24 protein-coding genes are annotated in these 25750 nt (G+C 43.7%); 22 read left to right on the top strand and 2 right to left on the bottom strand.

Going from position 1 to position 25750, the window contains the following annotated elements:
- The first annotated feature begins 18 nt into the window (after positions 1–18).
- The 3 genes from NZ583_06635 to NZ583_06625 are packed head-to-tail and all read left to right on the top strand — an operon-like array spanning position 19 to position 3923.
- Entirely contained in the window at positions 19–1320 is a 1302-nt protein-coding gene (locus tag NZ583_06635) for a TolC family protein (protein ID MCS7281284.1), read from the top strand.
- Positions 1317–2375, top strand: a complete 1059-nt coding sequence (locus tag NZ583_06630) for an HlyD family secretion protein (protein ID MCS7281283.1) — start codon at positions 1317–1319, stop codon at positions 2373–2375. Before NZ583_06635 ends, NZ583_06630 begins: the two co-directional genes overlap by 4 nt.
- 18 nt (positions 2376–2393) lie before the next feature.
- A complete protein-coding gene (locus NZ583_06625; protein MCS7281282.1) occupies positions 2394–3923 on the top strand; it encodes a DHA2 family efflux MFS transporter permease subunit in 1530 nt (509 codons plus the stop codon).
- Here NZ583_06625 and NZ583_06620 read toward each other — a convergent pair.
- The gene (locus tag NZ583_06620) at positions 3816–4460 is read right to left on the bottom strand and encodes a YkgJ family cysteine cluster protein (GenBank protein MCS7281281.1); all 645 of its coding nucleotides are present in this window, start codon (positions 4458–4460) and stop codon (positions 3816–3818) included. The two genes, NZ583_06625 and NZ583_06620, sit on opposite strands and share 108 nt — an antisense overlap.
- 166 nt (positions 4461–4626) lie before the next feature.
- Between NZ583_06620 and NZ583_06615 the strand changes: the two genes are divergently transcribed.
- Complete coding sequence (locus tag NZ583_06615; protein MCS7281280.1) at positions 4627–5607, top strand: DUF4931 domain-containing protein; 981 nt, start codon at positions 4627–4629, stop codon at positions 5605–5607.
- 21 nt (positions 5608–5628) lie between these two features.
- Here NZ583_06615 and NZ583_06610 read toward each other — a convergent pair whose 3' ends face one another.
- On the bottom strand, positions 5629–6183 hold the full coding sequence (locus NZ583_06610) for an HDIG domain-containing protein (GenBank protein MCS7281279.1): 555 nt from the start codon (positions 6181–6183) through the stop codon (positions 5629–5631).
- Positions 6184–6351: 168 nt separating this feature from the next.
- Between NZ583_06610 and NZ583_06605 the strand changes: the two genes are divergently transcribed.
- The 18 genes from NZ583_06605 to NZ583_06520 all read left to right on the top strand — a co-directional run.
- A complete protein-coding gene (locus NZ583_06605) occupies positions 6352–8139 on the top strand; it encodes a formate--tetrahydrofolate ligase (GenBank protein MCS7281278.1) in 1788 nt (595 codons plus the stop codon).
- 51 nt (positions 8140–8190) lie between these two features.
- Positions 8191–9078: a bifunctional methylenetetrahydrofolate dehydrogenase/methenyltetrahydrofolate cyclohydrolase FolD gene (gene folD, locus NZ583_06600; protein ID MCS7281277.1), complete on the top strand. Its 888-nt coding sequence runs from the start codon at positions 8191–8193 to the stop codon at positions 9076–9078.
- A gap of 16 nt (positions 9079–9094) precedes the next feature.
- Entirely contained in the window at positions 9095–9745 is a 651-nt protein-coding gene (locus tag NZ583_06595) for a 2Fe-2S iron-sulfur cluster-binding protein (GenBank protein MCS7281276.1), read from the top strand.
- Positions 9742–10629: a dihydropteroate synthase gene (locus tag NZ583_06590; protein ID MCS7281275.1), complete on the top strand. Its 888-nt coding sequence runs from the start codon at positions 9742–9744 to the stop codon at positions 10627–10629. Before NZ583_06595 ends, NZ583_06590 begins: the two co-directional genes overlap by 4 nt.
- Positions 10630–10673: 44 nt before the next feature.
- The gene (locus NZ583_06585; protein ID MCS7281274.1) at positions 10674–11591 is read left to right on the top strand and encodes an acetyl-CoA decarbonylase/synthase complex subunit delta; all 918 of its coding nucleotides are present in this window, start codon (positions 10674–10676) and stop codon (positions 11589–11591) included.
- Positions 11582–13885, top strand: coding sequence for a CO dehydrogenase/acetyl-CoA synthase complex subunit alpha (gene cdhA / locus NZ583_06580; GenBank protein MCS7281273.1), 2304 nt, complete (start codon positions 11582–11584; stop codon positions 13883–13885). The genes NZ583_06585 and cdhA overlap by 10 nt, the downstream gene beginning before the upstream one ends.
- 12 nt (positions 13886–13897) lie before the next feature.
- On the top strand, positions 13898–14461 hold the full coding sequence (cdhB, locus tag NZ583_06575) for a CO dehydrogenase/acetyl-CoA synthase complex subunit epsilon (GenBank protein ID MCS7281272.1): 564 nt from the start codon (positions 13898–13900) through the stop codon (positions 14459–14461).
- Between the two features lie 12 nt (positions 14462–14473).
- Positions 14474–15718 carry a CO dehydrogenase/CO-methylating acetyl-CoA synthase complex subunit beta gene (gene cdhC, locus NZ583_06570; protein ID MCS7281271.1) on the top strand — a complete coding sequence of 415 codons (1245 nt, stop codon included), beginning with the start codon at positions 14474–14476 and terminating at the stop codon, positions 15716–15718.
- 25 nt (positions 15719–15743) lie between these two features.
- A complete protein-coding gene (gene acsC, locus NZ583_06565) occupies positions 15744–17108 on the top strand; it encodes an acetyl-CoA decarbonylase/synthase complex subunit gamma (protein MCS7281270.1) in 1365 nt (454 codons plus the stop codon).
- A complete protein-coding gene (gene nuoE / locus NZ583_06560) occupies positions 17105–17554 on the top strand; it encodes an NADH-quinone oxidoreductase subunit NuoE (protein MCS7281269.1) in 450 nt (149 codons plus the stop codon). Before acsC ends, nuoE begins: the two co-directional genes overlap by 4 nt.
- Complete coding sequence (locus NZ583_06555; GenBank protein MCS7281268.1) at positions 17551–19452, top strand: SLBB domain-containing protein; 1902 nt, start codon at positions 17551–17553, stop codon at positions 19450–19452. The genes nuoE and NZ583_06555 overlap by 4 nt, the downstream gene beginning before the upstream one ends.
- A 3-nt stretch (positions 19453–19455) precedes the next feature.
- Entirely contained in the window at positions 19456–20211 is a 756-nt protein-coding gene (locus tag NZ583_06550) for an AAA family ATPase (protein ID MCS7281267.1), read from the top strand.
- On the top strand, positions 20212–20964 hold the full coding sequence (locus NZ583_06545; protein MCS7281266.1) for an AAA family ATPase: 753 nt from the start codon (positions 20212–20214) through the stop codon (positions 20962–20964). It begins immediately after the preceding gene.
- Complete coding sequence (locus NZ583_06540; protein ID MCS7281265.1) at positions 20951–21583, top strand: DUF3786 domain-containing protein; 633 nt, start codon at positions 20951–20953, stop codon at positions 21581–21583. The genes NZ583_06545 and NZ583_06540 overlap by 14 nt, the downstream gene beginning before the upstream one ends.
- A gap of 28 nt (positions 21584–21611) precedes the next feature.
- Entirely contained in the window at positions 21612–22871 is a 1260-nt protein-coding gene (gene hisS / locus NZ583_06535) for a histidine--tRNA ligase (protein ID MCS7281264.1), read from the top strand.
- Positions 22868–24301, top strand: a complete 1434-nt coding sequence (rmuC, locus tag NZ583_06530; protein ID MCS7281263.1) for a DNA recombination protein RmuC — start codon at positions 22868–22870, stop codon at positions 24299–24301. Before hisS ends, rmuC begins: the two co-directional genes overlap by 4 nt.
- A gap of 8 nt (positions 24302–24309) precedes the next feature.
- The gene (locus NZ583_06525) at positions 24310–25425 is read left to right on the top strand and encodes an SAM-dependent methyltransferase (protein MCS7281262.1); all 1116 of its coding nucleotides are present in this window, start codon (positions 24310–24312) and stop codon (positions 25423–25425) included.
- Positions 25426–25476: 51 nt separating this feature from the next.
- Positions 25477–25750, top strand: a 274-nt coding sequence (locus tag NZ583_06520) for a hypothetical protein (protein MCS7281261.1), incomplete at its 3' end; no start/stop codon positions are given.

Genomic DNA, 25750 nt, shown 5'->3' with positions numbered 1-25750 from the left:
AAAGTAGCTAGATATGTGGTGTTCGTGATACTAGTTTCACTATGTCTTTCAGGACAAACTTTTTGTAGCAGTCTTGATGTCCTATCCTTAACGGATGGCCTAAAAAAGGCTCTCCAAGAAGAAAACCTGATAAAGATAAAGGAATATGAAGAGGCCATCTCCCTTTTTCAATCGAAGGTCGCAAGGTCCTACCTTTTTCCCCAGATTGGAGTGTCGTACGGAAAGGTTTTCTTGAGCCACGAGCCAAGGGCCAGAAACTTTTTTTTAGGAAGGGTTGTGGAAGTTCCTGTAAGCGAGAGGGATTTCCATACCTACTCTATAACGATAAGGCAACTCGTTTTTGACTTTTTTGGAACTTTTTCTCTTTATCGTTCTAAAAAAGTCGAAGAAGATATAAAACGAATAGAGCTTTTGCGAGTAAAAAACAGTGTCGCATTCCAGTTCTTATGCCACTACTACGATTTAAAGGAGAAAGAGAAGCTCATCTCAGTCCTTGAAAAGGAAGTTGAAAGGTTAGAGTCCCACTTAAATGATGCGAAGGCTCTTTACGAAGAGGGAGTTATAACAAGAAATGAAGTTTTATACACCGAGGTTTTACTCTCAGATGCAAGACAGAGACTGAATACGGCCAACAATTCAAAAAAACTCACGGTTTCTATCCTCAAGAAGATGATGGGAAAAGAAGATTGGGAAGATCTCATTTTTGAAGAACCGAAAAGGACACCTCTTCTTACTAAGAGTTTCGAAGATTATTTGAAAGAGGCCCATTCGGAGAGACCAGAGCTCAGAATCCTTAGTAAGTTAAAGGATCAGCTCTCTTACATAAGACGAGCGAAAAAATCTGAAATACTTCCGAAATTCTATCTGGAAGGAAAATACACGTACACTGAGAATAGATATCAGGTACATGAGGGAATAACATCCGTGTCTTTTGGAATGAGTGTAAATTTGTATGACGGCGGAAAAACCACTGCTGAGCTAAAAAGTATAGATATTGAGGAAAAGAAGCTTTCCGTTGAAGAAAGGAAGTTAAAGGACGATATAAAACTTGAGTTGGAAAGGTACTATCTCGATTTTTTTAACGCAAAAGAGCGTCTAGAGATGGCAAAAAACGCTCTTAAACAAGCAGAGGAGAATCTGAGGATCACAAAGATACGCTATAGGGAAGGAGTTGGTACGGGAACAGACGTCTTAGATGCAATAGCGGCACTCGGTCGCTCGGAAATGAATTACTACAAGGCAATTTACGATCTTTTAAGGGCAGAAGCCGGAATTTTACACGCAACAGGAAGAAACCTTGAGGAGGAGTACTCTAAATGAGTAAAGTCCGCGTAAGCATTCTCATTGGTGCGCTCTTTGTGCTTGTGATTTCTGTCTTATACTACCTTCATTATCGAAAGACCCACATAACTACCGATAATGCGTACGTGGAAGGAAGGATCCATATTATTTCGTCAAAGGTTCCTGGAACGGTGAAGGCCGTTTACGTTGAAGATAATAGACTCGTAAAGAAAGGGGATGTACTTTTGGAGATAGATGAGAAAGACTACGACTATAAGGTCAAAGAGGCAGAGGCCGCCTATGAGATCGAAAAGAGACGCCTTACAGAAATCGAAAGTAACGTTTTGATCCTTAAACAAAAGCTTTCTGAGATTGATGCTGCAATTGAGGCCGAAAAAGCCCAGATGGAGGTTCAGACCTACCTTATGGAGCAGGCAAGAATCGATTATGAAAGAGCTGAAAATCTTTTCAAAAAGGAGGCGATCCCTAAGGAAAGGTATGAGAAGGCCCTTACATCCTACAACGTAAGTCGAACGACCCTAAAGGCAATAAAAGAAAGGATAAAACAGCTTGAGGCTCAAAGGGAGACTCTGCTCCTTCAAATAGAGCAGCTAAACAATACGGTAAAAACTCAAAAAGCAGCAATCCTGCTTAGGGAAGCTACACTCGGAGAGGCTAAACTTAAAAAAAGCTATGCGAAAATAGTTGCTCCAGCCGATGGATATGTGACCAAAAAGTCGGTCGAGAAAGGCAATCAGATTCAGCCAGGACAACCGCTTATGGCCCTTGTATCCCTTGACGATCTCTGGGTAGTTGCGAACTATAAGGAGACGCAGATAGAGAAGATAAAACCGGGACAGAAAGTAAAGATAAAGGTAGATTCCTATCCGGGGATCGTCTTTGAGGGAAAGGTAGATTCGATAATGGCCGGCACAGGGGCCTCCTTTTCTTTATTTCCACCTGAGAATGCTACAGGAAACTGGGTAAAGGTTGTGCAAAGGATTCCTGTGAAGATAGTCTTTGATGAGGATCCAAAAAAGAAGGCGCTTTTGCGCATTGGAATGTCGTGTGTTCCAACAATAATAGTCAAATAGGGAATCTTTAAGTCCCCTATGAACAAGTGGATAGTCACCTTCACCGTTATGCTTCCGACCCTCGTAGAGGTAATCGACATGACGATAGTTAACGTGGCCCTCGGCCACATAAGGGGTAGTTTGGGAGGAGCTTTCGAAGAGTCGACGTGGATACTCACAATGTACATGGTATCGAACGCGGTAATAGTGACTATCACAGGGTGGCTAAGCAGAATATTTGGAAGAAAAAACTACCTTATTATCTCTCTATCGCTTTTTACTCTAAGTTCCTTTCTCTGTGGGATCGCATGGAGCATCCCTTCAATAGTACTGTTTCGTATACTCCAGGGCATTGGTGGGGGTGGTTTGCAGCCTATTTCTCAGGCGATTCTTCTTGAAACGTTCCCTAAAAAAGAACAAGGCACGGCCATGGCAGTTTTCGGGACAGGCGTCATACTCGGACCTATAATTGGTCCGATACTGGGTGGCTATATAACAGACAACTGGTCCTGGCACTGGATCTTCTTTATCAACATTCCAATCGGTTTACTATCGATTCTAATGACCATCCTTTTTATAAAAGATCCACCCTGGGCAAAAAAGACTCCGGTAAAGATCGATTACATAGGCCTAGCCTTAGTCTCATGTGGGGTTGGAGCTTTACAGATCGTTTTGGATCAGGGACAACTAAAAGACTGGTTCTCTTCAAGGTTAATCCAAGTTCTTACGATCGTTGCCACTATTTGTCTTTCGTCTTTCATAGTTTGGGAGTTGAAATCCAAAAGTCCTGTAATTGATCTTCGACTCTTTACATACAGAAGCTTTTCTTTAGGCAACGGCGCCCTCTTTTTCACCTTTTTTTGCCTTTTCGGAACGATAATTCTACTACCTTTATATCTACAGGAACTTTTAGGATACACTGCGTACCTTACAGGACTCGTTTTGGGTCCGGGAGGTGTTATGTCGATCGTTGCTCTTTGGGTTGCGGGAAAAGCCGTAAATAGAGTCAATCCACTTTTGATTGCGATAGCCGGACTTCTTACCAATGCGTTTGCCTGTTATCAAATGTCTAAATTTAACCTCTATACAGATTTCGTTACTTTGGTGATACCAAGAGTGGTATTGGGCTTCGGAATGGGCCTCGTCTTTATCCCTTTAACTATTGCTTCAATCAGCGACGTAAAAAAAGAGGAAATGGGGATGGCCACATCCGTAATCAGTTTCATAAGGAATATAGGTGGAAGTTTTGGGACAGCTTTTGTCTCAACATTCCTATCGAGAAAGGCGCAGACATACCAGACTTACCTCGTAGAGAACTTAACCCCGTACGAAGTTTCTTATCAGTTAGCTTTTGAAAAACTCAAATACTTGCTGAGCCTTAAAGGCTTTTCTGATCCTCTACTTACGGATATCTCAATGGCTTTTATCTACCGAGAACTCGTTCGCCAGTCGATGATGCTCTCAATTAACACGGTTTTTCTTACACTGGGCTCCTTCTTTATTATCGGAGTAGCCCTCATAGTGATCATGGGTAAAACTGGCCAACCCAAGGATAGCCACCTTATTTAGCGCGACCAAAATAGCCTGATTTACAGGGTATCTTTCAAGACCGAGCGGGAAACACAGGGAGACCAATCTAATCATGATTGAATCATAGTCAACCAAAGGAAGAGTTTCCAAATCTAAACCTCTCCTTAAATATCTCTCTTTTAGATAGTCACACATTACTGGCTCGTAAAAGCCGTACTTATTCCTTTTGAACCCAAATCCGTAAAGTCTGCACGTTGCAGCCCTCAATCTGTAAAAACTACAGAACCCTTTCTTCGGATCGCAAAGATCTCCTCGGTAAAACACACAGACGTCGTTCTCCTTACCTTTTATGATATCGATGTAATTAAAGAGGAGTTCTCTTCTGAATAACTCAAAAGCAAGCGGTAAAAACTCGAGTGGTACCATTTTTGCGCGACCTTTCCAACAACACTCACCGCAATCTCTAACACAATCGATCCCTGTCTCTGATTTAAAAAGCGCGATCTTTTCGTCTATTTCCTCGTAAAGTTTCAGAACCTCTAAAGAGACATATTCGAGAAAAGACCTGCCATGCATGGCATGAAATACAAATTATCAAAAGTTTAGCTATCTGGCAAGATTTATAAAAAAGAGTAACCAAAAAGTTCTACATTGGAGAAGCCTAACAATCTGGCCTACAAAAAGTACTGATATAATCGTAATACTCTTTGACACGAAGGCCCAGTTCCGGTATTATCATTGCGTGACCGAAATAAGGAAGGATCCGGTCTCTGGGGACTGGGTCATAGTCGGGCATAAATACATTCCGATTTTAAATAGAGAACTATGCCCGTTCTGTCCTGGAAACGAACATCTAACACCGGACACGATAAGAGAAGTTAAGGATGAGTTTGGTAACTGGAAGATAAGGTGTTTTCCTTCAAAGGACTTTTTATTCATTGCGGAAGTCGAGGAAATGAGACGAGCGGAAGGGATGTACGATAAGATGTCAAATCCCGGGGCTCATGAAATAGTTGTTGAGACGCCCGAACATACGAAAGTTTTTTCACGTTTTACAAAAGATGAGACGGAGTTACTTTTGAGGTTCTATCAGGAGAGAATCTTGGACTTAAAAAAGGATAAAAGGTTCAAATATATCCAGATCTTTAAAAATCACGGCGAACTTACGGGCTCAAGAATATTCCATGCCCATTCCCACATTCTTGCGACGCCCATCATTCCTAAAAGGATAGAAAACGAAATCCAAAATGCGAAAGCTCACTACGAAAGAAAAGAGAGATGCCTTTTCTGTGACATAATCAGGCAGGAGCTAAAGGACAGAAGGAGACTAGTTACGGAAAATGGCCGGTTTGCCGCTTTCTGTCCGTTTGCTTCGAGATTTACATTCGAAGTTTGGATTCTGCCGAAGATTCACGAGGTTAACTTTGAGAATACAGATAGAGGTGAAAATCTTAGCCTTCTTGCGGAAATTCTTATGGACGTAATGAAAAGGATAGAAAGGCTGACCAATGCCTATACCATAGTCTACCATACATCACCCAACGAGAAAGGATATGGACTCGACTTTGAGAAAAGTATACCCATTTCAGAGTATTTCCACTGGCATGTAGAGATAATGCCTAGGGACTACAGGACCGCAAGATATAAAAGGGAGGATGAATTTTACGTAACGACACTTACCCCTGAGGAAGGGGCAAATATCCTCAGAAATCAGAGAGTCTAGCGATTTCAAACGAGTATTGTTTCAAAGACCTAGGTCTTTTCCTATTAGTTTTGTTGCTTCGAGACATATGGAAAAAAACTCGTAAAGGTCCATATCGAGATACTCTTTGCACTTTGAAATTATCTCCCTTTTTGCTCCCTTTGCGAAATTTTTCTCCTTGAAACGGTTGAGTAAATTTTCACATTTTAGGTCGTTTATACTTTTTGAAGGCAAAACCAAAGTTGCGGCAACGATAAGGCCCGTGAGAGGGTCAACACAAAAGAGAGCTTTCGCCATAAGCGAATAAGGAGATATGCCGTGTACGTCATTGTGAGATAGAACAGCATTACATATCTCTTCATCAAATCCGTGTTCTTTTAGAATCCTCGCCCCTTCTATGCCATGCATCTTCATATTTCCTTTTACGACTTCATAGTCAATGTCATGGAGGAGTCCACAAAGTCCCCACTTTAATTCATCTCCTCCTAGTCGAGACGCAAGACCTTTCATACATGCTTCAGTTGCCAAACTGTGTTTTATAAGATTGTGATTAGTTAGATACAACCGAAGGATACTTAGCGCGCTTTCTCTGTCCATTGGATCAATTTTACGAACTCGGTTCGGGAAAAATCAAGGAAAATATTCTAGCTCAGTCGTTTTCGAGCCACAAAATTTTTATTGACAAATTCCTTCTCCATTTATTAATAATTACCAGAATGTGACAAATATCACTTGTTACCAAAAAACCCACAAGGAGGATGAGTCATGCCTTTTACAATCTCCAAAAGATACCAAGAGGCAGACCCAAGAAAGCTTGCTGACTGGCAGATAGCGGAAATTGCGGAAGAGACAATGCCCACTCTTGAAGAGGCCCAGGACAGGCTCGGACTGAAAAAGGACGAGATCATTCCTTACGGAAGGCTCTGCAAAATCGATTATATGAAGGTAATGGAAAGGTTAAAAGACAGACCTGATGGAAAGTACATTGAGGTGACAGCCATAACACCCACGCCTCTCGGAGAGGGTAAGACAACAACAACTATGGGGCTTATTGAAGGTCTTGGCAAAAGAGGAAAGAATGTTGGAGGATGCATCAGACAGCCGTCCGGAGGACCTACTTTTAACATAAAAGGAACAGCAGCTGGCGGAGGAAAAGCGCTTCTTATCCCCATGACGGAATTCTCACTCGGGCTTACAGGAGATATCGATGCCATAACGAACGCTCATAATCTAGCTATGGTTGCTCTAACAGCAAGGATGCAGCACGAAAGGAACTACGATGATGCAGAACTGGCGAAAAGAGGGCTAAGAAGGCTTAACATTGATCCCACAGCGGTTGAGATGGGTTGGGCAATAGACTTTTGCGCCCAGGCATTAAGAAACATAATTATAGGAATCGGCGGAAAGATGGATGGTTACATGATGCAGTCGAAATTCCAGATTACTGTCAGCTCCGAACTTATGGCAATCCTCTCCATATGCACCGATCTTAAGGATCTGCGCGAAAGAATAGGGAAGATAATCGTTGCCTACGATATGAAAGGAAATCCTGTAACAACTTCTGATCTAGAAGTAGCGGGCGCAATGTGTGCCTGGATGAGAAATACGATTCATCCGACACTCATGTGGACAACTGAGTATCAGCCATGTCTTGTTCATGCCGGACCCTTCGCGAACATAGCGGTAGGTCAATCTTCAATAATCGGAGACAAATTGGGGCTCAAACTCTTCGACTATCATGTAACAGAGAGTGGATTCGGTGCTGATATTGGATTTGAGAAGTTCTGGAACGTGAAATGTAGACTGAGTGGGCTTGTACCTAACGTATCCGTTCTCGTTACAACGATCAGGGCACTGAAAATGCATGGAGGAGGACCGACGGTTGTTCCTGGAAGGCCACTTCCTGAAGAGTACACCAAGGAGAATGTAGCTCTTGTAGAAAAAGGCGTCGAAAACATGCTCCACCACCTAAGCATTATAAAGAAGGCAGGAATCACCCCGGTTGTTTGCATTAACACTTTCCACACCGATACAAAAGAAGAGATAGCCGTTGTTAAGAAATATGCCGAACAGGCGGGCGCGAGATGCGCAGTATCTGAACACTGGCTAAAAGGTGGAGAAGGTGCGTTGGAACTCACAGATGCGGTCCTTGACGCATGTAACGAGAAAACTGAGTTTAAGTTCCTCTATCCTCTTGAAATGCCACTGAGGCAGAGGGTGGAAGTGATAGCGAAGGAAGTTTACGGGGCCGACGGAGTTTCCTGGACACCGGAGGCAGAGGCAAAGGCTAAAAAGATAGAGTCCGACCCGAACATGAAAGACTTCATGACGATGATGGTAAAGACCCACTTGAGTCTCTCCCACGATCCCACAAAGAAAGGTGTTCCAAAAGGATGGATCCTTCCGGTCAGAGACATCCTCATCTTTGCAGGTGCGAAATTTGTGTGTCCCATGACCGGAACGATAAGCCTTATGCCTGGAACTGGTTCTGATCCAGCTTACAGAAGGATAGATGTGGACGTAAATACCGGCAAAGTCATGGGTCTATTCTAAGTGTCAAACCCGGTCCTCGTGACCGGGTTAATCTATTTATGGGGGTAGAAAATGCCTGCGAAAATAATAAATGGGAATGAGATAGCCCAGCAGATAAGGGAAGAGATTAAAAAGGAGGTTGAAGAGATAAAACAAAAATATAACCTTGTTCCCGGACTAGTGACGATCCTTGTTGGGGAAAATCCAGCTTCTGTCTCTTACGTGACCGGAAAACAGAAAACCGCAAAAGAACTCGGTTTTTATTCGGTTCAGGAAAACCAACCAGAAACCATAACCGAAGAGGAGCTTCTTAAACTGATAGATAAATACAACAAGGATCCGAATATCCACGGAATCTTAGTTCAGCTTCCCCTTCCAAAACACATAAATGAAAACAATATCCTTTACGCCATCGATCCTAAAAAGGATGTGGACGGCTTTCACCCTGTAAATGTGGGTAAACTCATGATTGGGGAGCCCGACTTTCTTCCATGCACACCCGCAGGTATTCAGCAGCTCCTTATACGTTCTGGAGTTCAGATTGAGGGTGCGGACGTAGTTGTGGTGGGCAGGTCGAATATCGTTGGAAAGCCCATTGCCAATATCTTGATCCAGAAACAGAAAGGGGCAAATGCGACTGTAACAATATGTCATACCGGAACCAGAGATCTTGCCTCCCATACGAGAAGGGCTGACATTCTCATCGTGGCTGCTGGAAAGCCCAAAGCCATAACTGCAGACATGGTAAAAGAAGGAGCGGTCGTGATAGATGTCGGTGTGAACCGAATAGGCACAACTCCCGACGGAAAGGCTAAGCTTTGTGGAGACGTTGACTTCGATGCCGTAAAGGAGAAGGCCAGCATGATTACTCCCGTTCCTGGCGGTGTCGGTCCTATGACTATAACGATGTTGATGGTAAACACTCTTAAGGCCTTGAAGCTCCACGCGGGAATAAAGTAAAGTGCCAGAGGCCACTTTGTTGATAGATGGAAAGGAAGTGCGCTGTGAAAGCGGGGAGAATCTTTTAAAAGTAGCTCTCCGTAACGGTATCTACATTCCAAATCTGTGCTTCATAGAGGAAGAGGACGAGCAACCTGCGTGTTGTAGACTCTGTTTTGTGGAGATCGAAGGAGAGGCAGACCCCAAATGCGCCTGCACGACTAAGACAGAGGACGGTATGAGAGTGACGACCAAAGGGGAAAGAGCATATAGACTCCAAAAAACCGCCTTTGAACTTATTATGAGCAACCATCCTGTTGACTGTGGAAATTGCGGAAAGAATGGGGTCTGCGAGCTCCAGAAAATTTCCAAGGTTTTGAGGATAAGGTTAAAAACTGAAAAGTATCAAAAGTTTTTAAACGCCTATCCAATAGATCGCTCATCCAGGGTCTTTATTTTCGATCCGAACAAATGTGTTCAGTGTGGAAAATGCGTGTATCTGTCTTCCAAGCTCGGTTTAGAATGTCTCTCTTTCGCATATAGAGGGTTTAAAAGACGGGTCACAACCTTTCTAGATGCACCGATAGGCACGACAAAATGCGGAGATATCGATGCTTTTGTACGTATATGCCCTGTTGGGGCTTTCACTTTTAAGGGGGAAGAAAAAAGCGAAGGAGGGGATTCATGATTATTATAGGCGAGAATATACATGTGATTGCGAAGGAGGTTTCACAGGCGATACGAGAAAGGAATGCGAAAGTGATACAGGAGCTGGCAATCAAACAAAAAGAAGCCGGCGCTGACTACCTTGATCTAAACGTAGGACCAGTCAAAAAGGATACTGAGGAGACAATGAGGTGGCTTGTGGAGTGTGTTCAGGAGGTTGTCGACCTTCCTCTTTCCATCGACACAATGAATCCCGTTGCCATGGAAGCGGGTCTCAAATACTGCAAAAGGAGGCCTCTTCTTAACTCGGCATCCGGAAAAACCGATTCTAAGCAAAACATGTTGCCACTGGCAAAAAAATATAACTGTGACGTTGTGATATCGGTTATGACTGATAAAGGAATGCCCCCTGATCTTGAAAGCAAGGTTGAAAGCGTTCTCGATACTGTTGCATACGCAAATGACCTTGGGATTCCCAACGAAGATATCTGGATAGATCCCATACTTCTTCCAGTAAGTACAGCGGGTGAAGGCCAGAGGATAGCAGTTGAGAATCTTGAATTTATAAAAATTCTGCCCGAGGTTTTACCTGGTGTGAAATCTACTGTTGGATTGTCTAATACCTCTAACGGGGTTCCTCACCACTTGAGGCCACTCATAAACAGAACCTATCTTGTTATGCTGGAAAGATGCGGACTTTACTCTGCAATTGCAGATCCTTTGGACGAAGAACTAATGTTACTTGCGAGAGGAGGGTTGCCAAACATAAGGGAACTTATATACAAGGTTATGGACAAAGAAGAGATAGACATGTCGGTCCTTACCCCAAAGGAGATTGAGTACGTGAAGACCGCCAAGGTCCTTATGGGAGAGACGCTCTATTCTGATGCTTGGCTTGAGATGTGAAGGTTATAAGTTTAGAATAATTTTTGTCAACTTTGGAGGTAGAGATGGAATTTAAATTACCCAAGGAAGGATACACCGGGGTTGTGAGAGAAATTGTGATCGGAAAGGGAGATAAAACCTTAAAAATAGGTGGGGAGAACATTCTGCCATTCCACTATTTTGATGAGGGAAAAGCCCCTAATCCTCCCAGATTCGCTTTAGAAGTGCTAGACATGGAACCACATGATTGGCCTGACTTTCTAAGGGAACCGTTTGGCGAAAACCTAAAAGATCCTGTGGCATGGGCAAAACGTTGCGAGGAGTATGGAGCCGATGCGATTTGCCTTACGCTTGTGAGTACTGATCCTGCGGAAAAGGACACCCCACCAGACGTGGCAGTGAACCTTGTTCAGAGATTGCTCTCTGAGCTTAAAAAACCACTAATCGTTTACGGATGCGGGGATGAAAAGAAAGATAGCGAAGTGCTCGCAAAGGTAGCCGAGGCCTGTAACGGAGAAAATCTCCTCATCGGTCCTGTGCAGAAAGAGAATTATGAGATACTGGGAAAGGCCATTCTGGATAATGGTCATGCGGCTATTGCGCAAAGCCCGTTGGATATAAATCTCCTTAAGGAACTGAACATCAAGCTCTGCAAGACTCTCCCGCCTGAACGGGTTGTAATCGATCCTCTGTCCTCTGCACTTGGCTATGGTATAGAGTACAGTTTTTCTATCATGGAAAGGGTAAAGCAGATAGGGATCATCACAAAGGACACCATGACAATGATGCCACTTATAGCTAATCTGGGTGGTGAGTGCTGGAAGACAAAGCAGGCAAAGGAAAATAAGACTCAAGGAATCCTTTGGGAGGGAATAACTGCCATCACACTGCTTCTGGCAGGGGCAAATCTTTTAGTATTGCGGCATCCTGAAACACTAAAGCTAGTAAAAGAAACGTTGGGAGGTAACAAAGTATGGAATTGAAAGAGTTAAGCAAAAGGCTGGAAGAGGTTTATCGGAAAATTAAGGCCGAACTCAACTGGGAACCTGTAGGTCCTACGCCTATGCCAGAACTTTCAGACCTGAGAAACTGGGATATGAGATTGCTCAAAACGTACAAACCATTTTACGCTCCTTTCTGCGACATGTGTTGCATCTGTACATTTGGAAAGTGCGACCTTACCGAACATAGACGGGGCGCCTGTGGCATAGATATAGCCACCCAACAGGCTCGGCTTGTGCTTCTTGCGTGCCTTATCGGATGTTCGTGCCATACAGGACACGCAGCTCATATTCTCGATTATCTTATTGAGAAGTACGGTCCGGACAAAAAGATCGATCTAGGCGAGGGTGTGGCGGTTGAAGCTCCACACATAAGGACTGTTCTTGGAATGAAGCCAGAAACGCTTGGTGATCTGAAAGTCGCCATTGAGTACATATACAAAGAGCTTACCCACCTTTTAAGCTCAGTACACACTGGCCAGGAAGGAAGTTACCTAGATTACGAATCCAAGGCTCTCCATGCCGGAATGCTCGACCATGTAGGGATGGAAGTGGCCGAGCTTGCTCAGATCAGTGGCTTTAATTATCCAACCTCTGTCGCCGAGACACCTCTTGTAGATCTAGGATGGAACGCTTTCGACAAGACAAAGCCGATCATTCTTTTTATCGGACACAATCCTGCAACTTCTACCGCCGTCGTAGACTATTTGAGGGAGAGTGGGCTTTACGACAAAGTGGAGTTTGGAGGGATATGCTGTACTGCTCTTGAGACGGCAAGATACTCTGACAGAGCAAAGGTCGTCGGACCACTCTCAAGACAGCTCTTCTTTGTGAGAAGCGGAATTGCGGATGTTATTATGACGGATGAGCAGTGCATAAGGACTGATATCACCCAAGAGGCAGCAAAAGTCGGTTCCGCCCTTATAGCTACGCTGGAAAAAGCGATGTATGGACTTGAGGATGCAACCAACATGGACACAGATGAAATAGTGCGGAAGATGGTGGATGAAAAGAAGCAGTTTGTAATATTAAATCCCAGAAAGGCTGCGGAAGTTGCTGTAAAAGTGGCAATGGAAATTGCGCCAAAGAGGAGAAAGGAATGGATTACTGAAGAGGAGGCAAAAGAGCTCGCGAAGAAGTGTAGCCTCTGCGGTTTGTGCGAGCAGGTTTGTCCCAACCTATTCAACATAGGAAAGGGAATAAGTGAAGTTGCGAAGGGTAATTTTGACACAATAAGAGACATATTCAATCTCTGTATCGGATGTGGCAAGTGCGAAGAGGAATGTCCGAGAAATGTACCGATATTCAAGATAATGCAGCAGGCTGCAAGTAAAGAGGTATGGAAGATAAGAGCCGGCCGCGGACCAATAATGGATACGGAGATAAGGAATGTTGGTGCCCCTATCACTTTGGGCACTATTCCGGGGGTCATAGCCCTCGTCGGATGTTCCTCCTATCCTGACCACAGGGATCTTGCAGAAGTAGTAGAGGAGTTTGCAAAGAGAAAGTATATAGTTGTCCTTTCGGGATGTGCAGGAATGGTTGCGGGGATGTGGAAAGACGCGGACGGGAAGACAATATATGAGAAGTACCCCGGCAATTTTGATGCGGGCTGTGTTGTTAATGTTGGTTCCTGTGTGGCAAATAGCCACATAACAGGAGCGGCGATAAAGATAGCGAATATTTTTGCGGCACTACCCCTTAGGGCAAACTACGAAGTGATGGCTGATTATGTTTTGAATAGAGTAGGAGCTGTTGGGGTGGCATGGGGTCCCTATTCGCAGAAGGCGGCAGCTATAGCAACAGGATGCAATAGGCTCGGTATACCCGTTGTTGTGGGGCCGATTGCTTCAAAATACAGAAGACTCTACCTCTCAAGAAAAGAGGAGGACGACTGGAGAGTGATGGATGCCAGGAAGAAGCAGATTGTGGACACCGGAGAGCCTTCTCCTGAACACCTCATCTATGTGTGCGAGACAAAGGAAAAGCTTATGGTAACGCTTGCAAAGCTCTGCATTAGAAAGAACGATACTCCCCAGGGAAGAGCTATAAAGCTTAATCACTACATCTCGCTTTATAAGAAATACATGGGTGGGGGTCTGCCCGAAGATCTTCACCTTTATGTTAGAAGGGATGCAGATATACCTCTCGTCTACAAGAAAGAGGTTAAGGCCTACCTTGATTCCATCGGATGGAAGCCCAAGGAACCTGTTGGTTTGCCAACCTGGATAGGAACGTATCCTACTAAGGTACCAGTAGATGCAGTTATACGCTAAAAGGAGGAGACCATGAGTCAGCTTTCACCTATAATCCCTTACCACAGGGTTAATACCCTGACAGGTACAAGGACCGCAAGGACGCTCGAAGACCCAAAAGACATAGTGAGACAGATAAAGAAGGCTAAAAGACCGCTCTTCGTTCTTGGCCCAATAGCTACAAAGGTGAGCCTTGGAGACAAACTTTTAATAGAGTACTGCATAGATATAGCAAAAGCCGGTAACATTCCAATTTGCGCCACAGCAACCACTAAGGCAAAACTCTTAGAGTACGGTGTAAAACCGGACAGCGTCTATGACACGGTGGAGATTATTAATGCTTTAAAGGATCCCGAGTGGAAGGGAGTGAAAGGAGAAGGGAATCACGATCTTGTGATCTTCCTTGGAATAAGGAGCGATTTAGCAAACCAGGGGCTTTCGACTCTCAAACATTTTGCTCCCCATCTTTCTACTCTCACCTTATGTAAGTACTATCATCCGCATGCGGATTATTCGTTGCCGAACATATTTAAAGACGAAAAGTGGAAGGCAATCCTTGACGGCGTTATTGAGAATTTAAAATCAGAACAACAATAAAGGAGGAGAAGCATGGAATTCCACCTAGACATAGGACCACAATACGAAGGCGAAGTAATAAGAAAGGACAATCTTTTTATGGAGTTTGGCGGTCCAAAGGCTGAAGTCAAGTTTGAGCTCGCAACCATTAAGAGTCCTGAAGAGATAGAGCATGAGAAGGTTGAGCTTATAGGTCCAGATATAAGCGAACTTGAACCATATGATCCGGAAACGGACAAGGGTGGATCCTATCCTATTGCCATACTCATAGATGTTGCCGGTTCGGATCTGGACAAAGACGCAGAACCAATAATTGAGCGGAAGATCCACATGTACACAAACTTCATAGAAGGTTTTTACCACATGAACCAGAGACAGGATGTCTGGATAAGGATATCTAGGGATGCGCATAAAAAGGGATTCAACTCCCTCAAAGAACTGGGTCATATATACAACTTCCTATTCACATCGGAAATGCCTATCATAGAGAAGATTCAGACAACTATAATCACTGACCCAGAAAAGATAAAAGAACTTTTACCTGAGGCTTTAAAGAGGTACCAGGAGAGGGACGAGAGGGCAAGACGGATAAAAGATGAAGATGTGGATACGTTTTACGGATGCGTTCTCTGTCAGAGTTTTGCACCAACCCATATGTGCGTTATCGCTCCCAATAGAATCGCAAACTGTGGTGCTATAAACTGGTTCGATGGTAGGGCAGCTTCAAAGATTGATCCCGAGGGTCCAATCTTCGCTATTCCTAAAGGTGAGCTACTCGATGAGGTGAGAGGAGAATACGAGGGAGTAAATAAGGTTGTAGAAGAAAAATCGCTTGGAACATACAACCGGGTGTACCTTTACAGTGCCTTCGGATATCCACACACATCCTGTGGGTGCTTCCAGGCCATAGTCTTCTACATTCCAGAGGTCGACGCATTTGGAATAGTTCACAGGGAATACAAGGGTCCTACGGTACTTGGCATAACATTTACTAAAATGGCTGGAGAGACTTCTGGAGGAAAACAGATCGAGGGCAGACTCGGTACAGGGCTCGAACAGCTAAGGTCTCCTAAGTTCTTACAGGCAGATGGTGGGCTTGCAAGGATAGTATGGATGCCTAAAGAGGTGAAAGAGAGATATAAGGACGTTCTGATCGAGAAAGGGCTTTACGATAAGATAGCTACCGAGGAAGATGTAAAAAACGTGGATGAACTTGTGGAGTTCTTAGAGAAAGTTGGCCATCCATGGGTGAAAGGTGAAGTTCAGCTACCGGCTTAGAAAGAGAGATTGAGGGAGGTACGGTATGCCCGCATCAGGGTCGGAAATTGTAAAACTTCTTCCTGGAAGGAAGCCATGCAAAGATTGCGGCTTCCCCACATGTTTTGCATTTGCCATGAAGTTGGCAACAGGTGGTGTTACCCCTGATAAATGTCCTCATCTTTCGGAAGAAGCTAAGGCTAAACTCGAGGACATGCTTGCTCCAGCAATAAAACTGGTCACAATCGGAACCGGAGAAAATAAGGTGGAAGTAGGAAACGAAGAGGTTATATACAGACACGAAAAGACGTACCTTCATCCACCTGGTATCGGAATCCTTGTTTCAGATTTAGAGCCTGAAGGGAAAATTGAAGAAAAGGTAAGAAAGGTTTCGGATTTTAAGTTTCCCTGGGTTGGTCTCACTCTAAAAGCTGAGATGGTTGCCCTTTTTAACGAGTCCAAAGAGAGAGAAAGGTTTCTCAATCTTTGCAAAAAGGTTGCAAGTCTAACGGACAAGGCACTCATTGTGATCTCAGAGGATGTCGATACGCTTTTTGCGGCAAGGGATTTGCTTTACGAAAGAAGACCTCTCCTTTACCCGATTGACAAAGAAAAAATTGAGATCGCCATACCTAAACTCAAAGAGAAGCCAGTTCCGGTTGGTGTCCGGGCAAACTCGGTGGAAGAACTTATTCCTCTTACAAAAAAGCTGAAAGAGTACGGTGTAGATGACGCTCTTCTGGATCCCGGATCAATGGATGTACTCGGCGCTATAAGGGATCAGACGTTCATACGGAGGGCTGCCATTAAGCAAGGATTTAGACCTTTGGGCTATCCTACTATTGCTTTCCCATGCTTTATGGCAAAGGACGGAGGCCTTGAGGAAATACTTATAGCATCTGTCTTCGTAGTAAAGTTTGCGTCTGTCATAGTGCTTTCCGATTTTGATGAACACACTCTCCTTCCTTTGCTTGTTCAGCGGCTCAACATCTATACGGATCCTAGGTTCCCAATGGCTGTGGAGGAAAAGTACTATGAGATTGGAGAGCCTGACGAATACTCTCCGGTACTTGTGACTTCGAACTGGGCGCTTACGTATTTCATAGTTTCATCGGCCATAGAGGCCACAAAGGTGCCATCCTTCCTCTGCGTTAAAGACACTGATGGTCTTGGAGTTCTCACGGGATGGGCAGCAGGGAAGTTTACCGGAGATTCAGTGGCCAGTATGATTAAAAAGAGTGGGATTGAAGCAAGAGTTAGGCACAGAAAACTCGTAATACCGGGAAGGGTTGCCCGGATCAAGGGCGAACTTGAAGACGCGCTTCCCGGCTGGGAAGTCGTTGTCGGACCGAGGGAAGCAACCGGTATAGGTGCATTTCTACCTGAGTTTGCCAAGACGTTAAGGAAATGAAAAAAAAGGAGGAACAGCCAAGTAGCGGCTCAAAAATTATAGAGACCCTAATTCGGATTCAAAAGGATTTCGGATACTTACCTGAGGAAAAGCTAAAAGAGGTAGCAACCCTTTTCGGCGTACCAGAATCTCAGATTTGGGGGGTTGCTACCTTTTATAATGTCTTTCGGTTAAAACCCAAAGGTAAAACACACATAAAGATCTGCATGGGTACTGCATGCCATCTTTCTGGCGGAGAGCGAGTTTTAGAGGCTGCTGAAAGGGAGCTCAAAATTACGGTTGGCGATACAACTCCGGATCTTAGATTCAGTCTCGAAAGAGTAGCATGCATTGGCTGTTGTATGCTAGCCCCAGTCGTTGTTGTAGACGGGAAAGTTTATCCTAGAATGTCTCCTCTAAAATTCGAAGAACTGCTCATAGGACTTGGGGAAAAAGGATCGGATTGAGATTCGAGAAGATAAAAAGAGAAGCGGAAAGGTACGTTAAAGACCTAAGCCTTAGAACACATATCCTAGTCGGCACACCTACGTGTGGAAAAGCAGCTGGAGCAGATGAGGTAGTCCGTGAATTATCAAGCGAACTAAAAAGAAGAGGCATAGAGATACCGGTCCTGGAAGTTGGTTGTATGGGACTTTGCTTTGCCGAGCCTCTCGTTTTAATTTTCAAGCCCGGGTCTTTTAACGTGGTATACAGAAATGTGGATTCGAGTTCAGTGAGAAGACTGGTGGAAGGTTACATTGAAGGAGATGATCCGTGCCTTGAACTTGCTCTTGGAACGATAGAATTTGACGAGGAAGGAGCTCCAATAATACCAGAACTTAAACGGTTCGAATTTGAAAAGAGGATTCTTCTTAGAAGATGTGGGATTGTAGACCCCACAAACATTATGCACTACATAGGCGTTGGTGGATATAGCGCATTAGAAAAAACACTTCATCTTCCCAGAGAAATGGTAATCGATGAGATAAAAAAGTCAGAACTTAGAGGAAGAGGCGGGGCCGGTTTTCCAACCGGTATAAAATGGGAAGAATGTGCAAAAATGCAGGATGAGCCAAAATACGTGATATGCAACGCGGATGAAGGCGATCCTGGTGCATTTATGGACAGGATAATTTTGGAAAGCGATCCTCATCAGATGCTGGAAGGGATGATTATTGCCGGATATGCGGTGAACGCCAATGAAGGTTTCATATACGTTAGAGCAGAATACCAACGTGCATTGGAAATGGTAAGAAGGGCAAAAGACGATGCGGAAAGGTTAGGGATACTTGGAAAAAGTGTAATGGGAACCGAATTTTCTTTCAACATTCAAGTGATAGAAGGGGCGGGAGCATTCGTTGCTGGGGAGGAGACGGGACTTATTTTCGCGATTGAGGGGAAACGGAGTGAGCCAAGATTTAGACCTCCTTACCCTTCTGAAAGAGGACTTTTCGGAAAGCCCACGTTGGTGGACAATGTTAAAACGTTTTCCTACGTTCCCTGGATAATTGAGAATGGGTGGGAGAAATTCTATTCTATTGGGACGGAAAAGAGCAAAGGGACCGCTATTTTTACTCTGGCGGGAAAAGTGAAAGAACCTGGACTTACTGAGGTTCCGATGGGTGTCACTCTCAATACACTTGTATACGAAGTAGCCGGGGGACCGAGAGAAGGAAAAAGGATTAAGGCTATCCAGATTGGGGGTCCGTCAGGAGGTTGTATACCAAGCTCTCTCTTTCATCTTCCCGTCGATTACGATGCCTTTCTCTCCTCCGGCTCAATGATGGGGTCTGGCGGAATGATTTTTATGGACGAGGATGATTGTGTTGTCGACATGGCAAGGTTCTTTTTGGATTTTATCCAGAAGGAATCCTGCGGAAAGTGTACGATGTGCAGAATAGGTACGCTTCAACTTTTTTACCTCCTTGATAAAATAACAAAAGGAGAAGCCGAGACCCAGGATTTGACAAAGCTCAAAGAACTGGCAGAGGATGTGAAAATCGGCTCCCTATGTGGGCTCGGTAGGTCCGCACCAAATCCTATTCTTACCACTTTGCGCTACTTTTATGATGAATACGTGGCTCATGTAGAAGAAAAAAAGTGTCCTGCTTTAGTTTGTAAAAGTCTCATCGCTTATTTTATAATACCCGAGAAGTGTGATAGGGCCTGTGAGCACTGTAAACTTACGTGTCCTGTTGAGGCGGTGGGTGGTAATAAGGGAGAACCGAAGTATATTATCCAAGAGAAGTGCGTTAAGTGTGGCACATGTCTTAACGTTTGTCCACCTGAGTATAGTGCGGTGATCAAGGTCTCACCCATAAAAAAGCTAAAAGAGCTAGAAATACAAAACTACAGAAAGGAGTAATATATGGCCCGTAAAATAGTTGTAACAGGAAGGGGTGGATCTGGAAAGTCCACATTCGTTGCTTTGATAAGCAGATTTCTGAGTAAGCCATCCCTTCTTATCGATCTCGATCCTGACCTCTCTCTTGCAGATATGCTGGGGATAGATTTGGAGAAGGAAAAGAAAAGAACGGTGATAGAAGTACTCTATGATGTTGTTGACGAAAGGAAAAGAGGTGGAGACCCCCTAGTCCCGGTCGAGGATAAATTTAAGGGACTTATCTGGACAGAAGCTCTTTACGAGGGCCGTGGATTCGATCTTATCGTTCTTGGAACTAAGGATATGGAGGGTTGCTACTGTTTTCCGGACCACCTTATGAGAAAGACTATTTCGGATCTTGTGAAAAATTACAAAAATGTTGTTATTGATTCTCCAGCGGGATTGGAGCACCTAAACAGAAATATTGTATCTGAAATAGACTATCTTTTCGTTATTATTGACCCTTCGGAGAAGTCAATAGCCCATATAAAGAGGGTAAAAGAGATAGCAAAAGAGGTTGGCATCAAATACGCAAACTTCAATGTTGTTGGCAATTACATGTTCACGGAGTCAGATGAAAAGTTTTTTGAAGATAAGAATTTGTCCTATATTGGAAGGATAGAGTACGACAGGACAGTGGAAGAGCTAAATCTTAAAGGGGAGTCTTTAAGATCAATTCCTGACGACTCGCCTGCGGTTATATCCGCAAAAAAGATATTAGAGAAAGCGAGGTTGATCTGAATGGCCCAAATAAACGTAGTGACTGGAAGAGGTGGAGCCGGAAAATCTACTTTTACAGCACTCTTTGCCAGATTCGTAAAGGTGGAAAGACTCCTCCTTATCGATCTGGATCCGGATTCTAGTCTTCCCAAAATGGTTGGAGCAGATCTTGAAAGAAATGGAAAAGTTACAGTTTCTGAAGCTTTGTACGATATAATGGTCAAAGATAGGAAGGATGACGCACCTAAACTTATTGAGGAGAGGTTGAAGGATGGTTCGATCATTTACAAAGCAGAGAAATTCCATTTGGTAACTTTAGGAACAAAACTCGCTCCTGGATGCTACTGCCTACCCGATGAAATGATCAAAGATATGATTCAAAAACTCAGAAAAGATTACGATATGGTTCTAGTAGATTCTCCTGCGGGTCTCGAACATTTAAATAGAAAAGTCACACCTGACATTGACGATCTTTTTGTCATCCTTGATCCGTCCGAGAAGTCTCTAAAACACATAGAGAGGATAAAGAGAGTAATAAGGGGTGTTCGGATAAATTACAAGAATTTCTACCTTGTTGCCAATTACAGGTTCACCGATGAAACGATCGGGTCCCTAAAAGGTTCGGGTGAAGCTCTTCTTGGAAGAATTTATTTCGATGAAAATGTAAGAACCTTCAACCTTGAGGGAAAGTCCTTATTTTTACTTCCTGAAGATTCGCCAGCATCCCGATCGGTAAAGCAAATTCTTTTGGAGGCAAGATATGATACTTTATGAAAACATCACAGAAGAGGCTTTTGGACTCGCCATAAAGATGGCGCAGGAAAAACTTGCGAAAATGGATGTTGAGGATATTTGCTCGAGAACTGGATCTAAAAAGATCGACGAGGAAAGGATCATGGTCTCTTATCTTAATAACCCGTATCGGGTGGAGATAAAGACCGGAAGGATATTGGATGGAGACGGAAATGAGACACTTCCTCTAAGGGATAGAATAATTCTCCTTCACTACCTTACTGATGCAAAAGGTTCTCCGGAGACAGGCAAACTCATAACGTACGCTCAGATCGAAGGAGGAAGATTCTATTTCCCAGTCTTTCACAAAAGGACGGTAGAGCCGATGGTGAGGTTTTTTTCTTCAGACCCTGAAAAGCTCCTTGAGGTCTCAAAGACTTTGGGAGGTCAAAGGGAAAGATACGGAGATCTGTCAATTTCGCTTTTCCCGTTACCTCTCGTTAGAATGTACATGATCCTGTGGAAAGGGGATGAAGATGTGCCTCCAAATGGCAACATCTTATTCGATAAAAACATAACGGACTATCTTTGTGCTGAAGACATTGCGGTGCTCACAGAAATAGTGACTTGGAAACTCATCAAATCAGCAAAAGAAAAGTAGCCCTTCAAAACTTTCATGAAAATTTGCAATGATCAAGAGACTTAGAGGATTTAGAGACATAACGGGTGAAGAGGCTCAAAAATTCAGAATCATTGAGGAAGTCTCGAGAAAATACTTAGAACTTCTCGGCTACTCGGAAGTGCGGATTCCAATTCTTGAAAAAACGGAACTTTTTGTACGGAGTATAGGTGATTCTACGGACATAGTCAGAAAAGAGATGTTTACGTTTATAGATGCGTCAGGGGATTCCGTCTCCTTGAGACCGGAAGCAACAGCAGGAATGGTGAGAGCATATATTGAGGGAAATTTTTACGCCAAAGAGAGAATTACAAAAGTTTTCACTATCGGTAGCATGTTCAGGCACGAAAGACCCCAGAAAGGCAGATTCAGAGAATTCAATCAGCTCGACGTGGAAGTTTTTGGGTCTTACGGTCCGCTGATCGATGCTGAACTCATTTGGTTGATTACTCTGATACTCGGTGAGTTGAAAATTAAGGACTTTAGGATAGAGATAAACACACTTGGCTGTTCGGTCTGCCGTGAAAAATATAAGAAATTATTTTCAGAGTTCGTCAATGAAAGGTTGACCTGTCTTTGTGAGGACTGCAAGGAAAGGGCAAAAAAGAACCCTTTACGAATCTTTGACTGCAAGAAACCTGAGTGTCACTCGGCAACCCAGGATGCTCCTTTGCTCTTTGAGTCTCTTTGTGAGGAATGCATGGCCCATTTCGGAAAGTTTAAAGAGCTTCTTGCTGGGTTTGGAATTCAAACTATCCACAATAACAGGCTAGTTAGGGGACTCGACTACTATACGCGAACTGTATTCGAAGTAACCTCCGAAAGGCTTGGGGCCCAAAAGGCTTTCATAGCAGGAGGAAGATACGACAACCTTGTAAGAGAAATGGGTGGTCCCAATATACCCGGGATAGGATTTGCTTTGGGGCTTGAGAGGCTCTCTTTGATTCTAGAGACTTATCCAAAAAAGGAAGTGCCCAAGGTTTTCATTGCTTATCTAGGTGAAGAGGCAAAAAAAAGACTTTTTGGTATTGTAAAACAGCTCCTCGATAAAAACATACCAGTCTACTATGAGCTTGATGACAGGTCGCTTAAGTCTCAAATGCGGTACGCAAACAGTCTTTCGGTAGATTATGTCGTCATTATAGGAGAGGAAGAAGTAAAAAACGGTGTCGTCATACTGAGGGATATGAAAAACGGGACGCAAAACACTTATGGCATAGACTTTACGCAGGCACTAGCCGAGATCCTAAAGAGTTTCCCTATGAGATGAGAAGGACCGAAGAGATGGAGGATGTAACGAGCCATCTTATCTTTTTCCTTTTCGGCCTTGTTACCGGAGGAAGCTTACTTTACTTCCTTTTTAGGGCTAGAAATGCATTGACAGAGTCTCAGATCAGATCTTTGCAGACGGAAATAGAGGACAGTAAAAAGCGTCTTTTTGAGGTTCAACTTGAGCTAAAAGAGGCGTTGGACTCCAAAGCTAGGGCAGAAGAGAACGCAAAAAGATTACCGGAGATTGAAAAACTAATTGCGGATCTGCGAGAAGAAAACGTAAATCTAAAAACGAGAGTTGCAGAACTGACAAAGGAGAAGGAGCTTGACAGCGAGAAGATCCGTTGGGTAGAAGAGGCTCAAAACCGACTTAGGGAGGTTTTTCAAGCTCTTGCGTCAGAGGTTTTGCAATCTAGCTCCGAGGAATTTTTAAAGTATACGCGTTCCCAGCTTGAGACCCTTCTTACACAGATGAAAGGGGATCTTTCAACACATAAGGCCGAGTTTAAAAATATTGTAGAGCCGCTAGAAGCGACATTGAAGACGCTCGATCAGTATATCCGGGATCTGGAAAGGAAGAGGGAAGGGGCATATCAGGGATTGCAGGAACAATTAAAACAGCTGGCCCAAACACATAAGGAGCTTCACACAACAACTGTGAGCCTTGTTCAGGCCTTAAAATCTCCGACTGTTCGAGGCAAATGGGGTGAGTACCAGCTAAGACGGCTTGTGGAGATGGCAGGAATGGTGGAACATGTAGACTTTAAAGAACAGACAACCTCTGACCACAGGCGACCGGACATGATCATTTATTTGCCAAACGAAGGTGTATTGGCCCTTGATGCAAAGACACCAATGCAGGCTTATCTCGAGGCACTCGAAGCGCAGGATGAGAAAACACGAGACGCAAAGCTTTCCGACCACGCGCGATCTTTAAAGGAAAGGGTTAAGGAGCTTTCTGACAAAGAATACTGGCAAAGATTTGCAAAGGCACCGGAATTCGTCATCATGTTTGTGCCCAACGAAGCATGCCTTAGTTCTGCCTTTGAGCGGGACCCGAGCCTGCTCGATTTTGCCATAGAGAAAAGAGTTTTTCCTGCAAGTCCATTGAGCCTCCTTGCGCTTCTTAAGGCAATAGCTTTCGGGTGGCAGCAGCACAGGATGGTTGAGAATGCAAGCGAAATAGCGAGGCATGGAAAGCAGTTATGTGAAAGACTTTCCAATTTTTTGGATCACTTAATAAAGACTGGCGAGTCCTTAAGTGGAGCAGTCGCGAACTACAACAAAACTATAGGTTCTTTAGAGGCGAGACTACTTCCCGCCGCGAAAAAATTGAGAGATCTATGCGCGCTTTCTGAAGACACACCGGATGTAAAAACAATCGATATCCAAGTACGACTACCACTAAAAGAAGAGGAAAGCGCATAAAGCTTGAGATGGGTGAGTTGGAGAACATAATAATCGAAGAAATAAAGAAAAAGGGGATGATAAGCTTCGATAAATTTATGGAGATGGCCCTTTACACTCCAAAGCTTGGCTACTATATGGGAAGAAGGATCCCCTGGGGAAGGAAAGGAGACTATCTTACAGGACCGCACCTTCATCGGATCTTTGGAGCTTTGATTGCAATTCAACTTAAAGAGTTTTGGGAGCTCATGGGAAAACCTAAGAATTTTTTTCTTGTCGAAGCTGGCCCAGGAGATGGAACTTTAGCTTATGACATTTTAAGCTTTATTTACCAGTCAGATACGGACTTTTTTCACTCCATATCTTACGTCATGATCGAAAAAAACCCCTATCTTATGAGCATTCAAAAAAAGAGACTCACCATTTTCTCAAATGTTTTTTGGTTTTCTCATCTTTCGGATCTACCCCCCGTCAAAGGCGTTTTTCTCTCAAACGAACTTTTCGATTCTTTTCCAGTAAAGAGGGTTGTAATGGAAGAAGACTTAAAGGAGATATTTGTTACTTTTGATGAGTTTGGTTTTAGGGAAATAGCAAAAGATGCAGAAGAATCGATAAAAGAATACTTTGAGCAATTCTCAGTCAGCTTTGAGAGAGGTTTCAAAACTGAAGTCTGTCTTAAAGCCAGAACCTTCCTTCAGGAGTTAGCAAAAAGACTCGATGAAGGATTTGTCCTCACGATAGACTACGGCCTTACATCGAAAGAGTATTTTAGCCACGACAGAGCAGATGGGACGCTTCTCTGTTACTATAAACACAGGTTTCACAAAAACCCTTACATAAACATCGGAGAGCAGGACATAACAGCCCACGTGAATTTCTCAGCCCTAAAAGTATGGGGTGAGGAGGCTGGACTTAAGACTTTTGGATTCGCACCACTTGGAACTTATTTGGTATCGATGGGGCTTGAAAATGTAATACCTTACTTTTTTTACGGGGGAATCGACCTTGAAGACTCTATGAAGATTAAAGCTCTCCTTGTTCCGGAAGGGATTGGCGAAAGCCATAGAGTCATGGTTCAGGCAAAAAATGTATGTAAAGCTGAGCTTAAAGGTTTTAGGATGAAAAACATGGAATCATTCCTCTAGCGAACTTAAAGTGGGTTTTTTCGCTTATAGATAGGAATTTTTGGTAAATAGATGATGGAGAACGTTAACTATCTTAGCCATGCTATCCTAATTCTTGCCTTTTTTATTCTTTTTGGAATAGCGCTACAGAAATTTTTCCTACCTAGGCTTGCCGCCTACGCCTCAAAGACGCCTTATATTGTAGACAAAGCGATAGTTACGAAGCTTAAAAGATGGATTGTTGTCTTTTTCATCCTTTTTGGACTTATAGCAGGAATGCACTATGTTGAGGAAGAGGTAAGACATATAGGGATAGCAAAAAAGATCTTTCTTATCTTACTTTCCG

Source organism: Thermodesulfobacteriota bacterium (genome assembly GCA_025062045.1).
Lineage (GTDB): Bacteria > Desulfobacterota > Syntrophorhabdia > Syntrophorhabdales > JANXAF01 > JANXAF01.
Note: the sequence above shows the minus strand (reverse complement) of the source record. Positions and strands in the feature narration are given on the sequence as shown.